Raw genomic sequence first — 16,631 nt, 5'->3', positions numbered from 1 at the left:
CCCCAGGAGTGGGCGCGGGGACGACGTCGCGGGCGGTGGGACGCCGTCGGGGGCGGGGAAATGCGTCCGTGCATTTCCGGATGCGCCGACTCTAGGAGCGGATAATCAATCCATTCAAACAATAGCTGGCGATGCCAGATATCAATTTAGGTGATGGTCCGGGAGGGCCTCGCGGGCGACCTGGGCGGCGCGCCGGCGCAGCCACCGGTGCCCGGGGTCGTCGTCGACGTGCCGGCCCCAGATCATCACCATGGTGATGGGGCCGAGCTCCACCGGCGGCTCGACGAGGCGGATGCCGGCCTCCGCGCGGATCAGCCTCCCGAGACGCTCCTGGATGTGCATGACCATCCGGGTGCCGCGCAGCAGGAACGGGGCGACCAGCGGGGCCTGGATGGTCAGGTGGGTGTCGCGGAGGATGCCGCGGGCCTCCAGCCGCAGCTCGGCCGAGGAGGGCAGCGCGCCGATGTTGACCGCGAGGTAGGGCAGCGTGCTGAACTGCGCCAGCGGCAGCTCCTCGCCGACGTCCGGGTGCGCGGCGTCGACGGCGCAGACGTAGCGGTCGGCGAAGAGCACCTCGTGCGGGTAGGCCGCGTGCTCGGGGAAGACCTCCTTGGGCATGATGAGAAGGTCGGTCTGGTGCCGGCGGAACTGCTCGGCGTAGTCGTCCCGGGTGGCGTTGACCTCGAAGGCGACGTGCGGGGCCTCCCGGGCGAGGCGCGCGAGGAGCGGGCGCAGGAACAGCGTGGAGACGTAGTCGTTCGCGGTGATCGTGAAGGTGCGCCGGGCGGTCGCCGGGTCGAACTCCTCCCGGGCGGCGAGCAGGGCCTCGGTGCGGGCCATGATGTCGCGCAGCGGGACGACGAGGGACTCCGCCAGGGGCGTCGGCGCGAGGCTGCGGCCGCGGCGCACGAGGATCTCGTCGCCGAAGACCTTCCGCAGCCGGGCGAGAGTGGCGCTCATGGCGGACTGCCCCACGCACAGCCGGTCCGCCGCCCGGGTCACGCTGCGCTCGTCGAGCAGGGCGTCGAGGGCGACCAGGAGGTTGAGGTCGATCCGGTGCAGGTCCATCCGTCTTTCCTTGCCGGCGGGTGCTGTCCGCAGGATAGGGCGCCGGCGCCCACGCCCGGCCCCGCACGCCGGTGGCGGGCGGGGCCGGTGGCACGACCGGCCGGGACGGCGGTCAGGAGTTGGTGAGCGCCTCGACCATGTCGGGGTGCACGCCGTCCTCGGTGGCGGTGAGGCCGTCCGCCGGCGGGAAGGACTCGTAGATCGACATCACGGTGGCCCCGTTGCGGTAGAAGTTCATGCCGCCCTTGCCCGGCGTCCAGGTGTTGGGCGCCCAGTCCGGGACGTAGTTGCGGTACCCGCCGGAGTTGAGCTCCACGCGCAGGCCGCTGGGCTCGCGGAAGTAGAGGAAATGCTGCTCGCCGATGCCGTGCACGCCCGGGCCGTACTCCATCGGGGTGCCGTTCTCCATGAGCACGTCGGCGCTGATGAGCAGCTCCTCGTGGGTGTCCACCCAGAACGCGATGTGGTTGACGCGGCCGGGCATGGTGGAGTGGTCGAGGACGACGCCGAGGTCGTGGGACTTCTCGTTGGTGGTGAGCACGGAGAAGACGCTGACGTCGGTGTCGTCGAGCTGGGTGCGGGCCATGAGCCGGAAGCCGAGCACGTCGCGGTACCAGGCCGCGAAGCCGTCGACGTCGGGGCTGGCGAGGGTCACGTGGTCGAGGAAGCGCGGGGCGCCGGCGTGGCTGCTGCGCCTCTCCGGGCGGTCGGGGAAGATCGAGGTCTGCTCGGGCTCGGCCCCGAACCGCTCGATCTCCCACAGCAGCCGCATCGGGTGGCCGTACGGGCCGACGAAGTCGTAGGCGCGGCCGTGGGCGTGCCCGGCGTCGGCCCACTCCCCCGTCACGCCGGCGGCCTCGACGCGGCGGGCGGCCTCCGCCAGCGCCTCGGGGCTCGCCGCCCGCCAGGTCATGCGGCTGAGGCGGGGCTGGGGACCGTGGCTGACCACGAGGCTGTAGCGGTAGTAGTCGCCCCAGCAGCGCAGGTAGACGGCGCCGTCGACGCGGTCGACGATCCGCATCCCGAAGTTGTCGGCGTAGAAGGACGCCGACGCCTCGACGTCGGGGCTCTCGATCTCGAGGTAGGCGAGGTGGGAGAGCAGCTTTTCCATGGATGTGCCTCCAGGCAACGAGTCAGGTCCGCTCGTCCTCGAGCGGTCGTTTCCACTGTGGGTCCGCCGGCACCGGCTCGGAAAGAGCCAATGGCGGATGGGGCGGATCGATCCGGTCAATGCGGCGGGCGCACGGCATGGACGTGGGTGCAGGGCCGCGCCCGACGTCGCCCCGCCTCAGCCCTTCTTCTCGAACGCCGCCAGGTCGACCGGCTTGGACACCAGCCCCTCGGCGTGCGCGAGCCCGGCGAGGCTCCTCAGGGCGTCCATGTTGATCTCCGTCGAGAACCGGTCCATCCGGACCCGCTCGGCGAGGGCGGGGTCCATCTCGAGCTTGTCGACGAGGACCTGGCGCAGCCCGTCCTGGTCGGCCTCTGCGGCCTTGAGCACGTCGGTCAGGGCCGCGGTGAAGCGGTCGACCACCTCCGGGTCCTGGTCGGCGGCGGTGACCATGACCTGGGTGGAGAGCCCCGGCGCCGACTCGGCGAAGTTCCAGGAGGCGACCTGGGCGCCGTTGCCCTGGGCGATCGTGATGAACGGTTCGACCTCCCAGATCGCATCGACGTCGCCCGCCTCGAGCGCGCGGATCATGTCGGGGTAGCGGATCTCGACGAACTGGATCTTCTCCGGGTCACCCCCGGCGGCGCGGACGGCCTCGCTGATGGTGAGGGTGCCGGCCGAGTTCAGCGTGTTGACCGCGATGGTGTGGCCGGCCAGGCCGGCCGCATCGGTGATGCCCGAGTCGGGCTTGGTGAGGACCGCGGAGATGTCCTCCTCCCCGTCCGCCCATGCCTGGCTGAAGCCCGAGGCGACCTGGACGGGCACGCCGGCGTCGAGGGCGACCATGAGGGAGACGGAGTTGAGCGTCACGAAGTCGACCTCGTGGGCGAGGGCGGCGGCGACCATCGTCTCGCTGCCGACGCCGGTGTCGACGGTGACATCGAGACCGTGCTCCGTGAAGATGCCCTTGTCGACGCCGTACCACAGGGCCGACGTCGCGACGATGGGCAGGGTGCCGATCCTGATCGGGATGACCGCGGCCGGGTCCGTGGTGGCGGATCCGGCCGTCGCCGTGGGCGTGGTCGTCGTCTCGTCGCTCGTGCCGGACGCGCCGCAGGCGGCGAGGACGAGCGCGGCGAGGCCCAGGAGGGCGGCCCGGCCTGCCGTGGTCGGTCGTGGGGTGATCGACATGAGTGCTCCTTGTCATGGGGGTCCGCCGGGGCGTCGTCGTCCCGGGGTCATGCGAGTGCGGGCCGGCCGGGTGGGGGTCGGAAGATTCAGAGGGTCTCGGAGACCCAGTCGGCGATGAAGTTCGTGGCGACGGGCTGGTTGTCGGCGCTGACGTGCTCGACGCCGCCCTCCCGGCGGGTGAAGATCTTCAGCTCGCGTTTGGGGCTGTTGACGGCGTTGTCGTACTGGGCGTGGGCGTACTCGAGCGGGATCTGGCGGTCGTTCTCCCCGTGCGTGACGAGGAAGGGCACCGTGATGTTCTCGACGACGCCGACCAGGCTGACGGCCGGAGCGAACTCCATGAACTCCTCGAGCGACCGCTTGCCCCAGACCCACTGGACGTGCTCCCAGTAGTGCGGGACGGGGTTCTCGCCCTCCCGCTCGCGCCGGCGGCGCTGCAGCTCGCCCCAGTTGTAGTTCGCGCCCCAGGCCACGCACAGCGCGAACCGCTTCTCGAAGGCCGCTGCGCGGGGGGCGTAGTAGCCGCCGAGCGACCAGCCCATGACGCCGATCCGCTGAGGGTCGACGTCGTCGCATCCCTCAAGGTAGTCGACGCACGCCGCGCCCCAGCGCTCGCTCTCGGGGAAGGCTGTCAGCCCGCGCAGCCGCAGCGCCCCGCCGGTGCCGGGGTGGTCGACCATGAGCGTGGAGACCCCGCGGCGGGCGAGCTCCTGGCCGATGCCGGACCAGAAGATCATCTCCTTGGTGCTGTCCAGGCCGTTGAAGTGCACCATGACCGGCGCGGGCCCGTCCGCCCCCTCGGCGCGGACGAACAGCGCCGGGAGCGTGGCGCCCTCGAAGGGCACCTCGACCAGCTCGCAGTTCTCCCCGCCCAGGCGCACGGACCGCTCGAAGGAGTCCAGCACGTTGGCGTACGCCTGGCGGCGGGGGGCGAAGTCACGCGCCTGCATGCGCTCGGCCACCTGGTAGTAGATCGCGGCCCGGCGCAGGCGGGTGCCGGCGCTGAGGGGGCGGCCGGCGGTCTCGCACTCGCCGGCGAGCTCCACCTGCCGGTCCGCCACGGCGCACCAGGAGGCGAAGAAGTCCTCGGTGCCGGGGGCGTCCCCGCGCGCCGCGGCGTCGAGGAGCGGGCGGCAGGCCTCCAGGATCTCGGCGATCTCGCCGCCGCTGCTCAGGGCGATGTTGGCAGACAGGTTCCACACGTACTTGTCGGGGAAGATCTCGAACACGACGACGCCTCTCTGCGGGTTGCGGGGCGCCCCGGTCGCCGTCGACCGGCACCCTCCTGCCCGCGCACGCTAGAGGCGCGCGACCGGATCGGGGAAACCGATATCTGCGATGCGGAGCATCGACGCCGTCAATAGCTGGCGCCCGCGGCGATCTCCCCCGCCAGCTCGAGCAAACGCGCGCGGAGCCACTGGTGGGCGACGTCGGCGGTGTGGCGCGACGTCCAGATCATCGTCTCCTGCAGGGGGACCAACGGCATCGGCGGCTCCAGCAGCCGGAGGTTGGCCTGCTCGGCGAGCAGGCGGCCCAGGTGCTCGTGGATGAGCATGATCAGGCCGGTGCCGCGGAGGAGGAAGGGCGCGACGACGAAGGACTGGGCGGTGACCTCGAGGTTGCGCGGGATCTGCTGCTGCTCCAGCTGGTTCTCCGGCAGGCCGATCAGGGTGCCGGCGCGGTAGGCGAGGTAGGGCAGCGTGCTGAACTGCTCGACGGTGATCTCGTCCGCCACCTCGGGATGGTCGCGGTCGACGGCGACGAGGTAGCGGTCCGAGAACAACGCGGTGTGCGGGTAGCCGACGTTCGCCCCGAGGAGCTCGCGCGGCAGGATCAGCAGATCGGTCTCGTTGCGCCGCAGCGCGTCGGTGAACCCGTCGGGGTTGATGGGCACGATGTTGACCCGCACGTTGGGCGCCGTCTCCCTGAGCCGCTCCAGGAGCGGGCGGAGCAGGACGAGGGCGATGTAGTCGCTGGCGCTGATGGTGAAGGTCCGGTGGTCGGTGGTGGGGTCGAAGTCCGTGCGGACCGCGAGGACCGCCTCCACGATCGCCAGTGCCTCGCGGACCGGCGCCGCGAGGGACTCCGCGAGCGGCGTGGGCTGCAGGGTGCGGCCCTGGCGCACCAGCAGCGGGTCGTCGAAGATCCGGCGCAGGCGGGCCAGCGTCGAGCTCATCGCGGACTGGCCGATCATCAGCCGCTCGGCGGCGCGCGTGACGCTGCGCTCGGCCAGCAGCGCGTCGAGCGCGACGAGCACGTTGAGGTCGACGTTGGCGAGCTTCTGCGACACACCTGCTCCTCTGGAAATTCACTGCGATTGCTGATTTCGATGTCGGTACATCGATCCGGGTGATGCCCGGCATCACCACCATCGGTTTCCGCCGCCACGCCGTCCCGCCATATCTTCCGGGCATTCCCACGACGTGGAGGTGGCAATGATGCCCGTTCGAAATGCTCTGGTGGTCGGTGCCGGCGTCGGCGGCCTCGGCGCGGCGGCCGCCCTCGGGCAGCACGGTATCGACGTGGAGGTCGTCGAGATCAGACCCGACGACCGCGTCGTCGGTGTCGGCATCAACCAGCCGGGCAACTCCCTGCGGGCCCTCGACGCGCTCGGCGTGCTCGAGGAGTGCCTGGCCGTGGGCTACCAGTACGACCGCAACGAGCACCTCGACTGGCAGGGCCGGCCGATCGTGGTCACGCCGTGCTCTCTCGGCACCGACCGGGTGCCGCCCAACAACGCCCTGGCGCGGGCCGACCTGCACCGGATCCTCCTCGGCGCCGCCCGCCGCGCCGGGGCCTGGGTCGTCCACGGCGTCAGCGTGGCCGACCTGGCCGGGGACGACGACGGCGTCACGGTCACCTTCACGGACGGCCGGGTCGAGCGGTTCGACGTCGTCGTCGGCTTCGACGGCATCCGCTCGCCGCTGCGCCGCCGGCTCTTCGGTGACGCGTACGAGCCGGAGTACACCGGGTTCGCCGTGTGGCGGGTGACCCTGCCCCGGCCGGCCGCGGTCACCCACACGATGCTCTTCCACGGCGACCGGTCCAACACCGGGGTGATCCCGTTGTCGCGGGAGGAGATGTACCTCCTACACGTCACCGCCGAGCCGGAGGACGCCCGGTACGAGCCCGCCGACCTCCGGGAGCTCCTGCGCCACCGCCTCGCCGGCTACGGCGGCCTGGTCGCCCAGCTGCGCGAGAACCTCCCGCAGGAGGGCATCGTCTACAGCCCGCTCAGCGAGGTGCACCTGCCGGCGCCCTGGCACGACAGTCGGGTCATCGTGCTCGGCGACGCCGCCCACGCCTCGGCGCCGAACCTCACCCAGGGCGCCGCGATGGCCCTGGAGGACGCCGTCGTCGTGGCCGACGAGCTGGTGCGCGACCGCCCGGTGGAGGCCTCGCTCGCGGCGGTCTCGGCCACCCGCTTCGCCCGGACCACGCTCGTCCAGGACGTCTCCCACGGCATCCTCGTCACGGAGATGTCCATCACCGCCGACGGGCTCGACGAGTTCGCGGCGAACCTGCGCGAGCACCTGCCGGGCCAGGCCGCGTTCGTCGAGGCCGAGCTCAACAAGCCGTTCCGCCTCGAGCGGTCCGCCGACGCCGTCACCCCTGCGCCCTGATCCCGCCCCCGCCCCCGCCCCCGCCCCAGATTGCCATTCCGGCTGCGACCGGAACGTCGATCTGGCTACGGCCACCACGTCAATCTCGCTGCGACCGGAAGGCCATTCTGGCCGCGGCGCCGGCGGTGCCGATTGATGGCGTCAATGCTCTTCATCCAGATTCATTGCTGTTTGGCGATGTCGCCCGGCTCCTAGGCTCACTGGCAGGCCACGGGCGGGCATCGGTGCACCGCCTCGACCCTCCCTTCCGCGCACGTCGCCACCTCACCCCCACCCGGCTCCACCGTTCCCACCCAGTCGAAGGAGACAACGGGACATGACCCAGACAGAACCCTTCCGCCCGACGACCGCCGGCTCCGGCCTCGACGCGATCCTCGACCGGGTCGGGGCGGGCCTGGCCGACGACCTCGTCCCCGTCGAGATCTTCAACGACGAGGCCGTCTTCCGCGCCGAGATCGACCGGATCTTCACCAACAACTGGGTCTTCGTCGCGCACGAGAGCGAGATTCCCAACCCCGGCGACTTCGTCCAGCGGCGCATCGGCGTCGACCCGGTCATCGTCACCCGCGACGGCAAGGGCGGCATCAACGTCCTGTCCAACTACTGCCGGCACCGCGGCTCCCAGGTCTGCCAGACCGACAGCGGCAACTCCCGGTTCTTCAAGTGCCCGTACCACGGCTGGACCTACAACAATCAGGGCCAGCTCGTCGGCACCCCGCACCTGCAGGACGCCTACGGGGTGCGGCTGGACCCCAACGACTGGAGCCTGCTGCACGCCCCGCGCGTGGACACCCGCCAGGGCTTCATCTTCGCCTCGCTCAACGCCGACGTCGCCCCGCTCGACGAGTACCTCGGCGGCGCCGGCTGGATGCTCGACCTCATCGCCGGGCTGCACCCGAAGGGCATGCGGGTGGCCGGGCCGCCGGACCGCTACAAGGTCAAGGCGGACTGGAAGACGGCGGCGGAGAACTTCTCCGGCGACGTCTACCACCTCGACGTGCTGCACTGGGGCACCGAGGAGATCCACGTCTCCCAGGGCCTCCAGGCCTCCTGCGAGATCGGCCGCCGCTACGAGTTCGGCAACGGCCACAACTTCACCGGGCACGCCTGGACCAAGGCGATCCACCCCGGCTACGTGCTGTGGGGCTACCCACCCGAGATCACCCAGCACTTCGACCTCTCCGGCCTCGACGAGGCGCAGCTGCACGTCGTCAACCACGAGCCGCCCACGGTCGGCACGATCTTCCCCAACCTCAGCTTCATCCGGTTCAACACCCCGGCGGTCCCGGGCGGCCCGATGTCCGTGGTCACGAGCTTCCGCCAGTGGCAGCCGGTGGCGCCGGGCGAGATGGAGCTGTGGAGCTGGCAGTTCGTGTGGGACTTCATGTCCGAGGAGGAGGTCGAGGAGCACTACGTCACCGGCGAGTTCGTCTTCGGCTCCGCCGGCATCTTCGAGCAGGACGACACCGTCGCCTGGGAGGGCATCCCCCGCGCCGCCGCGAGCCCGTGGCTGCGCAAGGCGGGCATGAAGTTCAACTTCCAGCAGGGCCGCCACAGCGAGGTGGACCAGTCGCCCGACCCGACCTGGACCGGCCCGGGGCTCCGGCGCAACACCGGCTACGGGGAGCACGTCCAGCTCGCCTTCTACCGCCACTGGCTCGAGGTCATGCGCGGGGCCGCGCCGACCTCGCCGACCGAGGGGAACTGACGGACATGACCACCACCGAGACCACCAAGACCACCGCCGTCGCGGCGGACGCCGAGCTGCGCGCCCTGGTCACCCAGTTCCTCGCCCAGGAGGCACGGCTGCTCGACGACGGCCGCGAGGAGGAGTGGTACGAGCTGCTCGACGACGACCTCGTCTACGAGATCCCCGTCCGGCAGGCCACCGAGCCCCGCAGCCACGAGTTCACCCAGCGCGGCATCCGGGTCAAGGACACCAAGGCGCACATCCGCACCCGCATCGACCGCCTCAACACCGGTCTCGCCTACTCCGAGGTGCCGCCCTCGCGCACCCTCCGGGTGGTCGGCAGCGTCGAGATCCGCGGCATGGAGGCGCCCGACGTCGTTGCCGTCTCCAGCGCCCTGCTGCTCTACCGCCAGCGCGGGATCGACCCCTACTACGACCTCATCCCGGCGCGCCGGGAGGACACCATCCGGCTCACCCCCGCCGGGCCGCGGCTGCTCTCGCGCCGGGTGCTGACCACCGAGACGAGCCTCGCCACCCCCAACCTGGCGGTGTTCCTGTGAACGACCTCAAGCACGCCGAGCGGGTGGCCGTCCACCTCGACACGTCCAAGTGCCGCGCCTACGGCATCTGCGTGGGGATCCTGCCCGACGTCTTCGACCTGCCCAAGGGCAGCCCGGTCGCGGTGCTGCGCCGGGACGTCGCCGACGGCGAGGACCTGGAGGACCTGGAGGAGGCGGTCGTCAACTGCCCGGCCCAGGCGATCTCGCTGTCCCGGCCGGAGGAGGCGCGATGACGGTGCGCCAGGTCGTCATCGCCGGGGCGTCGGTGGCGGGCCTGAGCGCCGCCGACGCCCTGCGCGACGGCGGGTTCGACGGGTCCATCACGCTGCTCTCCGACGAGCGGCGCCGGCCCTACGACCGTCCGCCGCTGTCGAAGGAGCTGCTCTCGGCGGAGGACGAGCTCGAGCTGGCCTGGCTGCGCCCGGCGGAGCACTACGCCGCGCAGCGGCTGGACCTGCGGCTCGGTCACGCGGCCGTGGGCCTGGACATCGACCGGCGCTACGTCATCACCTCCGACGGCGAGGCCCTGCCGTGGGACGCCGTCGTCGTCGCCACCGGGAGCCGGCCCAGGCCGCTGGTCACCGCGGAGGGGCGACCCCTGCCCGTGCTGCGGACCGCCGAGGACCTGCGGTCCCTGCGCGCCGCGGCGGCGCGGTACGGCGAGGTGACGCTGGTGGGCGCGAGCTTCATCGGCCTCGAGATCGCCGCGAGCCTGCGCGAGCTGGGGGTGGCCGTGACGGTCTTCGGTGCGACGCCGCTGCCGCTGGGCGACGTTGTCGGCTCCGAGGTCGCCGGCGACCTGCGCGACCTGCACCTGGCCCACGGGGTGCGGATGCGCATGGGCGTCGAGGTGGTCTCGGTGTCCGGCGCCCCGGGCAGCTTCGAGATCCGCACCGCCGACGGCGCCACGCACCGCACCCCGTACGTCGTCGCCGGCGTCGGGGTCCAGCCCAACGACGACTGGCTCGTCGGCTCCGGCGTCGACCTCGACGCCGGCGTGCTGTGCGACGCCGCGGGACGCACCAACGTCCCCGGCGTGTGGGCCGCGGGCGACATCGCCCACTTCGACCACCCGCTGCTGGGCGAGCGGGTGCACGTGGACCACTGGACCAACGCCGTCCAGCAGGGGCGCCTCGTGGGCGCCAACATCGCGCGCGGCGAGGCCGCCGAGCACACCGGCGTCCCGTACTACTGGACCGACCAGTACGGGCGCCGGCTCCACTCCTACGGCCGGCGCCGGCCCGGCGACGAGGCCGTCGTCGCCGAGGGGGCGCTGGGCACCGAGGAGTACCTCGTGCTCTACGGGGCCGGCGATGCCTTCCACTGCGTGCTCTCGTGCGGGCGGGAGCGGTCCCTGCGGCCCTACCGCAAGCTCCTCCAGCGCCGCGGCACGTGGCACGAGGCGCTGCAGCTCGCCGGGCGCGGCGCCGACGTCACCGCCTGACCGAGCATGGGCCGTCACCGCCCGACCCATCTCACCGACCGACCCACCACCAAGGGAGAAGCAGTGCAGCTACTCGACGACCACGTCGTCCTCGTCACCGGCGGCGGGTCCGGCCTCGGCCTCGGCGTCGCCCGCCAGTGCCTCGCGGAGGGCGCGCAGGTCGCGATCCTCGAGATCGCGCAGGACAAGGTCGACCAGCTGCGGGCCGAGCTCGGCGACGACGTGCTCGTCCTGCAGGGCGACGTCCGCCGGGTTGCCGACCTGGAGGCCACCCGGGCCGCCGTCGTCGAGCGCTTCGGCCGGCTCAACGCGCTGATCGGGTGCCAGGGCATCTTCGACGGCAACATCCCGCTGCGCCAGACCCCGCTGGAGCGCATCGACGCACTCTTCGACGAGGTCTTCCACGTCAACGTCAAGGGCTACGTCCTCTCGGCGAAGGTCTTCGTCGACCTGCTCGAGGAGAACGACGGCGCCATCGTCCTCACCTCGTCCACGGCCGCCTACGCGGCCGACGGCGGCGGGTTGTTCTACTCGGCGAGCAAGGGCGCGGTGCGCAGCGTCGTGAACCAGCTGGCGTTCGAGCTCGCCCCGCGGGTGCGGGTCAACGGCGTCGCGCCGTCGGGCATCGCCAACAGCCAGCTCCAGGGCCCGGCGGCGCTCGGGCTGGAGACGTCGAAGCAGTCCGACATCCCCAAGGAGGACTTCCTCGCCCAGTTCCGCCAGCTCATGCCGCTGCAGCACCTGCCCACCCCCGAGGAGTACGGCTGGCTGTACGCCTTCCTGGCGTCGCGGCACAACACGCTGGTGACCGGGCAGACCCTCGTGGCGGACCAGGGCCTGTTCAACCGGGCGGTGCTCAGCTCGGGGAGCAAGGCGGGCGGGATCCCGGTGGGAGCCGCGGCTTCCGAGTAGAGCCCGCGGCGCCGTTCGAGGTCCGTTCGCAGCCGGCGCGTGGTGAGGTATGCCGGTGGCCAGCGCCGTCCGGTACGTCGGCCTCGCTGCGGCCGCGGTCCTGCTTGCCGGTTGCACCGAGGTGGGCGACGGCCTGCGCTCCCCCGGGGACCCGGCCGAGGTATGCGTGCCAGCCGACGCCGCTGGGTTCGCCACCATCTCCCTCGACCGGATCGAGAACGTCGCCGGCGACGCGGTGACGATCGTCGACGTCAGCCTCGTCGATGGTCACGATCTTCAGGTGGCGGGCTGGTACGTGGTTCTCGGGGACGGCCCCACACCCGGGGTCGATCGCGGTTACGAACCGCCTCCCGTGCCGAGCACCGAAGTGCCGGCGGGCGAGGAGGCCACGCTGGTGCTGGGGCTGCAGGTGGGCGGCGATGAGGGGCGCGCGGAGGCTACCGAGGTCACCTACATCGTGAGATCCTCCCGGCCGAGGACCGTCCGCGGGCACATCGCCCACCGCGTCGTAGCTGAGGGCGCACCGGGCTGCTTCTGATTCCGTGTGACCGGACATCACCCAGGCGACCGGGAAATCTGCATCGACGTTGAAGAGCAGCCCAAACGTGAACTGCAGCGCGCACTCTCTGTCTTTTTTAATGCGCCATGTCGACGAAACGGGAGTAATGCCCCTGGAACGCCACGGTAACGGTGTCAGTCGGGCCATTACGGTGCTTAGCGACGATGATGTCCGCCTCGCCCGCACGGGGAGACTCCTTCTCGTAGGCGTCCTCGCGGTGTAACAGCATGACGACGTCCGCATCCTGTTCCAAAGAGCCGGATTCGCGAAGGTCGCTCATCATCGGCTTCTTGTCACCACGCTGCTCCGGACCACGGTTGAGCTGGGCGACGGCGATCACCGGCACCTCGATCTCCTTGGCCAGGAGCTTGAGCGCACGGGAGAACTCGGAAACCTCCTGCTGGCGGGATTCGACGCGCTTGCCCGAGCTCATGAGCTGGAGGTAGTCGACCACCACGAGTTTGAGGTCGTGCTTCTGCTTCAGCCGCCGGCACTTCGCGCGGATCTCCATCAGCGACATGTTGGGGCTGTCGTCGATGAACAGGGGCGCCTCGGAGACCCGGCTCATGGCGGTGGCCATGCGGGTCCAGTCTTCCTCGCGCATGGTGCCCTTGCGCATGTTCTGCAGCGGCACCTGCGCCTCGGCGGAGAGCAGACGCATGGTGAGCTCGGTGCGCCCCATCTCCAGGGAGAAGATCACCGACGTCATCCCGTTCTTGATCGACGCCGAGCGGCAAATGTCGAGCGCGAGGGTGGAGTTGTGGGTCGGGATCATCGCCCTCGACGCCAGATACAAGTGGCTCGGGTGGTCGATCTGCACGCATCGCACCGGCACGCTCTCGACCTTGCGCACTGAGGTGATGAAGCGCGCCGTCCGCCGCGGCGTCGGGTGGTTGACGCGGCGCTCACGCTGGGCGCGCTGCTTGCGCGGGAGAGCGAAGACCTCATCCGCCGTCGTGAAGGTGATGGAGTAGGCAATAGAGGTCTCGGGAGTGCGTCCGCGCACCGCCTTCTCGGACCAGCCAGTGCGGTAGCCGAGGCTGTGGACAAGCTCCCGGAAGTCGTCGGCGAGGCGCTTGCTGGTGACCGCGAACTGGACTGAGCCGGTGGGGTTCACCGTGCCGTCGGTGTCGAGCAGTCCCGCCAGGAGGGCCCGTCGCTGCCGCACGCTGGCGCGGAGGTACGGCGCGGGGATGTGCTTGTTCTTGAGGACGCCCATCTTGCGCAGGAGCGCCCTGACGCTGCCGTGGTCCTGCCAGCATGCCGGGCAGAGGTGGCGGCCAACGGCTGGAGCACCGCAGTCGGTGCATCGCTGCCCGACAACGCTCATAACCGGCCCCGGCGCTTGGGGCACGGGCCTGACGACGGTGCCGCCCTGCCGGCGGTGCGCTGCTCCCGTCCGGACGAGTGCAGTAGGCACGTGAACCTGGTTGTCGCCCGACGGCCGGGGCAGGGTGACCGAGTAGGTGCGCGAGGCGCCGGGCCGCACGACATAACCGGCCGCCTCGATGAACGCCGCGATCTCAGGGTCGTCCGAGGTGAATCGCGCGCCGGCGCTCTCACCGTCGCCGAGCCACACGCCCAGCACGTACGGGTCGATCAGGAGGTCGGCCTCCGGCAGCTCGATGGGCTTGGTGTTGGTAACGCAGTGGTTGAGCCGTCGGTCCGCCGTCGTGCACCGGAGTGTCGCGGCGATCTCCTCGGTGGTGCGGATCTCGGCGAACGTCCGCTGGTTCCTGGTCCGGTTGTACTGCGCTGCCGCAGCCTGCGCGGACTTCCGCGACGCCCGCGTCTCGGTGACCCACTGGTGCTGGGCGTCCGCGACGATCGTCGTGCCGTCGTCGAAGGTGAGCTCGTAGCACGGCCGGTCGACCATGACCTCGGTGGCCGCCACGACCTTCGTCGGGGTGCCGTCGGCGGCGATGAGCTCGTCCCCGACCTGGACCTCGCCCATGGTGGTCCACCCCGTGGGGGTGGGCAGCGGGGTGTCGAGGGCGAGCGCCTTACCGATGGCCGGACGCGCCGCGATGATGATCATCTGCCCGCCGTGCAGGCCGTTGGTCAGCGTGTCGAGGTCGGTGAACCCGGTGGGCACACCCGTCATGCCCTCGCCACGGTCGGAGGCGTGCTCGATCTCCTCCATCGTGAGGTTGATCGTGTCGCGCAGCGGCACGTAGTCCTCGCTGGTGCGCCGCTCGGTGACCGCGTAGACCTCGGCCTGGGCGCTGTTGACCAGGTCGTCGACGTCCCCGCCGTCGGTGGAGTAGCCGAGCTGGACGATGCGGGTGCCCGCCTCGACCAGGCGGCGCAGCACCGCCCGCTCGCGCACGATGCGGGCGTAGTAGCCGGCGTTGGCGGCCGTGGGCACCGAGGAGATGAGTGTGTGCAGGTACGGCGCGCCGCCCACCCGGGCGATCTCGCCGCGCTTGGTCAGCTCGGCGGAGACGGTGACGGCGTCGGCGGGCTCGCCGCGACCGTAGAGGTCGAGGATCGCCTCGTAGATCATCTCGTGCGCGGGCCGGTAGAAGTCGTTGCCGCGCAGCTCCTCGACGACGTCGGCGATGGCGTCCTTGGACAGCAGCATGCCGCCGAGCACGCTCTGCTCCGCGGCCACGTCCTGCGGCGGCGTCCGGTCGAACGCCTCGCGACCATCCACAACCTGCTCGTCGACGAGAGACAAACGACCTCCTCCAGCTCACACCGCGCGACGACGGCCCCGGTACATCAGATGTACCGGCCGCCACCCACACCGCCCGGGGGCCGCCCACACGGGCGCCGGAGTGACGGTACGGCCGGTCCGGGCCCCCGAGCCAACCGCCCCTGTGCACAGAGGCGACCTATCCTGTGGACCGCGTGTGGACGTCATCCCCAGGGTTGTGCACAGTCGGTGGATAACTCTGTGGAGGTGGGGCCCGCAGGCGCCCTCCGGGGCCGAATTCCGCTCTCCACACCCTGCACAGACTGTGGACGAAAGAAAGTGGACACATCAGTGGACGACACTCCCGGGACGCGGACCAACCCTCGACGCCACCCCGAGACCGAGCTGACGGGCCGCGCCCTGGATCGGCAGATCCTCGCCCTCGCGATCCCCGCCCTCGGCGCCCTGGTCGCCGAGCCGCTGTTCGTCCTCGTCGACTCGGTGATGGTCGGCCACCTCGGCACCGCCCAGCTCGCCGGCCTCTCGCTCAGCTCCACCCTGCTGACCACCGCCATCGGCGTCTTCATCTTCCTGGCCTACGCCACCACCGCCGCGACCGCGCGCCGCGTCGGCGCCGGCGACCGGGCGGGCGGCGTGGCGGCGGGCATCGACGGGATGTGGCTCGGCCTGGTCCTCGGGCTCGCCACCGCCGCCGCCACCTTCGCCGCCGCACCGTGGATCGTCGACGCCATGGGCGCCCCCGCCGCGGTCGCCCCGCACGCCGTCGCCTACCTGCGCGCCTCCGCCCCCGGCCTGCCCGGGATGCTGCTCGTGCTGGCCGCCACCGGCACCCTGCGCGGCCTGCTGGACACCCGCACGCCGCTCGTCGTCGCCACGGCCGGCGCCATCAGCAACGTCGGCCTCAACGCCCTGTTCATCTACGGCCTGGACCTGGGGGTGGCCGGCTCCGGGCTGGGCACCGCCGTCGCCCAGACCGGCATGGGCCTGGCCCTGGTGCTCGTGGTCCTGCGCGGGGCGCGCGGCATCGGGGTGAGCCTGCGTCCGCACCCGGCCGGGATCTGGTCCTCCGCTCTCGCCGGGGCGCCGTTGTTCGTCCGCACCCTGACCCTGCGCCTGGCCATCCTCGCCACGATCGCCGTGGCCACCTCCCTCGGTGCGGTCACCCTGGCCGCCCACCAGGTGGTCAACGCCATGTGGGGCCTGGCCGCGTTCGCCCTCGACGCCCTCGCCATCGCCGCCCAGGCCCTCGTCGGGCGCGGCCTCGGCGCCGGCGACGTCACCCAGGTCCACGCCGTCATGAGCCGGTGCCTGCGCTGGGGCACCGGCGCGGGGGCCGTGCTCGGCGTCGTCTTCGCCGCGACCGGCTGGTGGCTGGCCCCCCTGTTCACGAGCGACGACGGCGTGCGCGTCGCCGCCGCCGTCGGGCTCGCCGTCGCCGGGGCGTGCCTCCCGATCGCCGGCTGGGTGTACATGCTCGACGGCGTGCTCATCGGCGCCGGCGACGGGCGCTACCTCGCGTGGGCGGGCGTCGCCACGCTCGTCGTCTACCTGCCGCTCGCGTGGGCGGTCGGGTCGTTCGCCCCCGACGGCGCCATCGGGCTGGCGTGGCTGTGGGCGGCGTTCGGCGGCGCCTTCATGCTCGCCCGGGCCGTGACGACCGGGCTGCGGGCCCGGGGCACCGCCTGGATGGTGCTCGGCGCACGCCGCTGACCAGCCACGATACGTCTACATGTGCCGTGGGACACGCGCCCCTGGACCCGGACGAAGGTCCCCCATAGCGGCCGCACGATTCCGACATAGTTCTCGTAGGCGAA

The 16,631-nt window shown here is 71.5% G+C and carries 14 protein-coding genes; 8 read left to right on the top strand and 6 right to left on the bottom strand.

The genetic code is table 11. From position 1 onward, the window contains the following. Nucleotides 1-141 precede the first annotated feature (141 nt). The 5 genes from GD880_RS14125 to GD880_RS14105 form a co-directional block, all read right to left on the bottom strand. Nucleotides 142-1,068: a LysR family transcriptional regulator gene (locus tag GD880_RS14125; protein ID WP_152232257.1), complete on the bottom strand. Its 927-nt coding sequence runs from the start codon at nucleotides 1,066-1,068 to the stop codon at nucleotides 142-144. 112 nt (nucleotides 1,069-1,180) lie between these two features. Then, a complete protein-coding gene (locus GD880_RS14120) occupies nucleotides 1,181-2,179 on the bottom strand; it encodes a VOC family protein (RefSeq protein WP_152232256.1) in 999 nt (332 codons plus the stop codon). Nucleotides 2,180-2,356: 177 nt separating this feature from the next. Beyond that, nucleotides 2,357-3,370, bottom strand: a complete 1,014-nt coding sequence (locus GD880_RS14115; protein ID WP_152232255.1) for an ABC transporter substrate-binding protein — start codon at nucleotides 3,368-3,370, stop codon at nucleotides 2,357-2,359. 86 nt (nucleotides 3,371-3,456) lie between these two features. Beyond that, nucleotides 3,457-4,599 (bottom strand): alpha/beta hydrolase family protein, encoded by a 1,143-nt coding sequence (locus GD880_RS14110; protein WP_152232254.1) that lies wholly within the window; start codon nucleotides 4,597-4,599, stop codon nucleotides 3,457-3,459. Between the two features lie 128 nt (nucleotides 4,600-4,727). Beyond that, nucleotides 4,728-5,660, bottom strand: a complete 933-nt coding sequence (locus tag GD880_RS14105) for a LysR family transcriptional regulator (RefSeq protein WP_193314517.1) — start codon at nucleotides 5,658-5,660, stop codon at nucleotides 4,728-4,730. A gap of 145 nt (nucleotides 5,661-5,805) precedes the next feature. On the opposite strand from GD880_RS14105, the gene GD880_RS14100 reads away from it, so the two are divergent. From GD880_RS14100 to GD880_RS14070, 7 genes are all read left to right on the top strand, one after another. Continuing rightward, nucleotides 5,806-6,993 carry an FAD-dependent monooxygenase gene (locus tag GD880_RS14100; protein ID WP_152232252.1) on the top strand — a complete coding sequence of 396 codons (1,188 nt, stop codon included), beginning with the start codon at nucleotides 5,806-5,808 and terminating at the stop codon, nucleotides 6,991-6,993. Nucleotides 6,994-7,309: 316 nt separating this feature from the next. After that, the gene (locus GD880_RS14095) at nucleotides 7,310-8,701 is read left to right on the top strand and encodes an aromatic ring-hydroxylating oxygenase subunit alpha (RefSeq protein WP_152232251.1); all 1,392 of its coding nucleotides are present in this window, start codon (nucleotides 7,310-7,312) and stop codon (nucleotides 8,699-8,701) included. A 5-nt stretch (nucleotides 8,702-8,706) separates the two neighbouring features. Continuing rightward, nucleotides 8,707-9,243 (top strand): aromatic-ring-hydroxylating dioxygenase subunit beta, encoded by a 537-nt coding sequence (locus tag GD880_RS14090; RefSeq protein ID WP_152232250.1) that lies wholly within the window; start codon nucleotides 8,707-8,709, stop codon nucleotides 9,241-9,243. After that, complete coding sequence (locus tag GD880_RS14085) at nucleotides 9,240-9,476, top strand: ferredoxin (RefSeq protein ID WP_226909671.1); 237 nt, start codon at nucleotides 9,240-9,242, stop codon at nucleotides 9,474-9,476. The genes GD880_RS14090 and GD880_RS14085 overlap by 4 nt, the downstream gene beginning before the upstream one ends. Next, complete coding sequence (locus tag GD880_RS14080; RefSeq protein WP_152232249.1) at nucleotides 9,473-10,687, top strand: NAD(P)/FAD-dependent oxidoreductase; 1,215 nt, start codon at nucleotides 9,473-9,475, stop codon at nucleotides 10,685-10,687. Before GD880_RS14085 ends, GD880_RS14080 begins: the two co-directional genes overlap by 4 nt. Before the next feature lie 63 nt (nucleotides 10,688-10,750). Beyond that, nucleotides 10,751-11,599 carry an SDR family oxidoreductase gene (locus GD880_RS14075; RefSeq protein WP_193314516.1) on the top strand — a complete coding sequence of 283 codons (849 nt, stop codon included), beginning with the start codon at nucleotides 10,751-10,753 and terminating at the stop codon, nucleotides 11,597-11,599. Between the two features lie 55 nt (nucleotides 11,600-11,654). Then, complete coding sequence (locus tag GD880_RS14070) at nucleotides 11,655-12,137, top strand: hypothetical protein (RefSeq protein ID WP_152232247.1); 483 nt, start codon at nucleotides 11,655-11,657, stop codon at nucleotides 12,135-12,137. 97 nt (nucleotides 12,138-12,234) lie between these two features. On the opposite strand, the gene dnaB is transcribed toward GD880_RS14070, so the two are convergent. After that, the gene (gene dnaB / locus GD880_RS14065; protein ID WP_152232246.1) at nucleotides 12,235-14,838 is read right to left on the bottom strand and encodes a replicative DNA helicase; all 2,604 of its coding nucleotides are present in this window, start codon (nucleotides 14,836-14,838) and stop codon (nucleotides 12,235-12,237) included. Nucleotides 14,839-15,201: 363 nt separating this feature from the next. On the opposite strand from dnaB, the gene GD880_RS14060 reads away from it, so the two are divergent. Then, complete coding sequence (locus GD880_RS14060) at nucleotides 15,202-16,527, top strand: MATE family efflux transporter (protein ID WP_226909682.1); 1,326 nt, start codon at nucleotides 15,202-15,204, stop codon at nucleotides 16,525-16,527. The last annotated feature ends 104 nt before the right edge of the window (nucleotides 16,528-16,631 follow it).

Source organism: Georgenia ruanii (genome assembly GCF_009193175.1).
In the GTDB taxonomy this organism is placed as follows: domain Bacteria; phylum Actinomycetota; class Actinomycetes; order Actinomycetales; family Actinomycetaceae; genus Georgenia; species Georgenia ruanii.
Note: the sequence above shows the minus strand (reverse complement) of the source record. Positions and strands in the feature narration are given on the sequence as shown.

Excerpts from the sequence above, each read along its gene's own strand:
- GD880_RS14125 (WP_152232257.1), bottom strand. The coding sequence starts at position 1,068 with ATGGACCTGCACCGGATCGACCTCAACCTCCTGGTCGCCCTCGACGCC.
- GD880_RS14120 (WP_152232256.1), bottom strand. The coding sequence starts at position 2,179 with ATGGAAAAGCTGCTCTCCCACCTCGCCTACCTCGAGATCGAGAGCCCC.
- GD880_RS14115 (WP_152232255.1), bottom strand. The coding sequence starts at position 3,370 with ATGTCGATCACCCCACGACCGACCACGGCAGGCCGGGCCGCCCTCCTG.
- GD880_RS14100 (WP_152232252.1), top strand. The coding sequence starts at position 5,806 with ATGATGCCCGTTCGAAATGCTCTGGTGGTCGGTGCCGGCGTCGGCGGC.
- GD880_RS14095 (WP_152232251.1), top strand. The coding sequence starts at position 7,310 with ATGACCCAGACAGAACCCTTCCGCCCGACGACCGCCGGCTCCGGCCTC.
- GD880_RS14090 (WP_152232250.1), top strand. The coding sequence starts at position 8,707 with ATGACCACCACCGAGACCACCAAGACCACCGCCGTCGCGGCGGACGCC.
- GD880_RS14080 (WP_152232249.1), top strand. The coding sequence starts at position 9,473 with ATGACGGTGCGCCAGGTCGTCATCGCCGGGGCGTCGGTGGCGGGCCTG.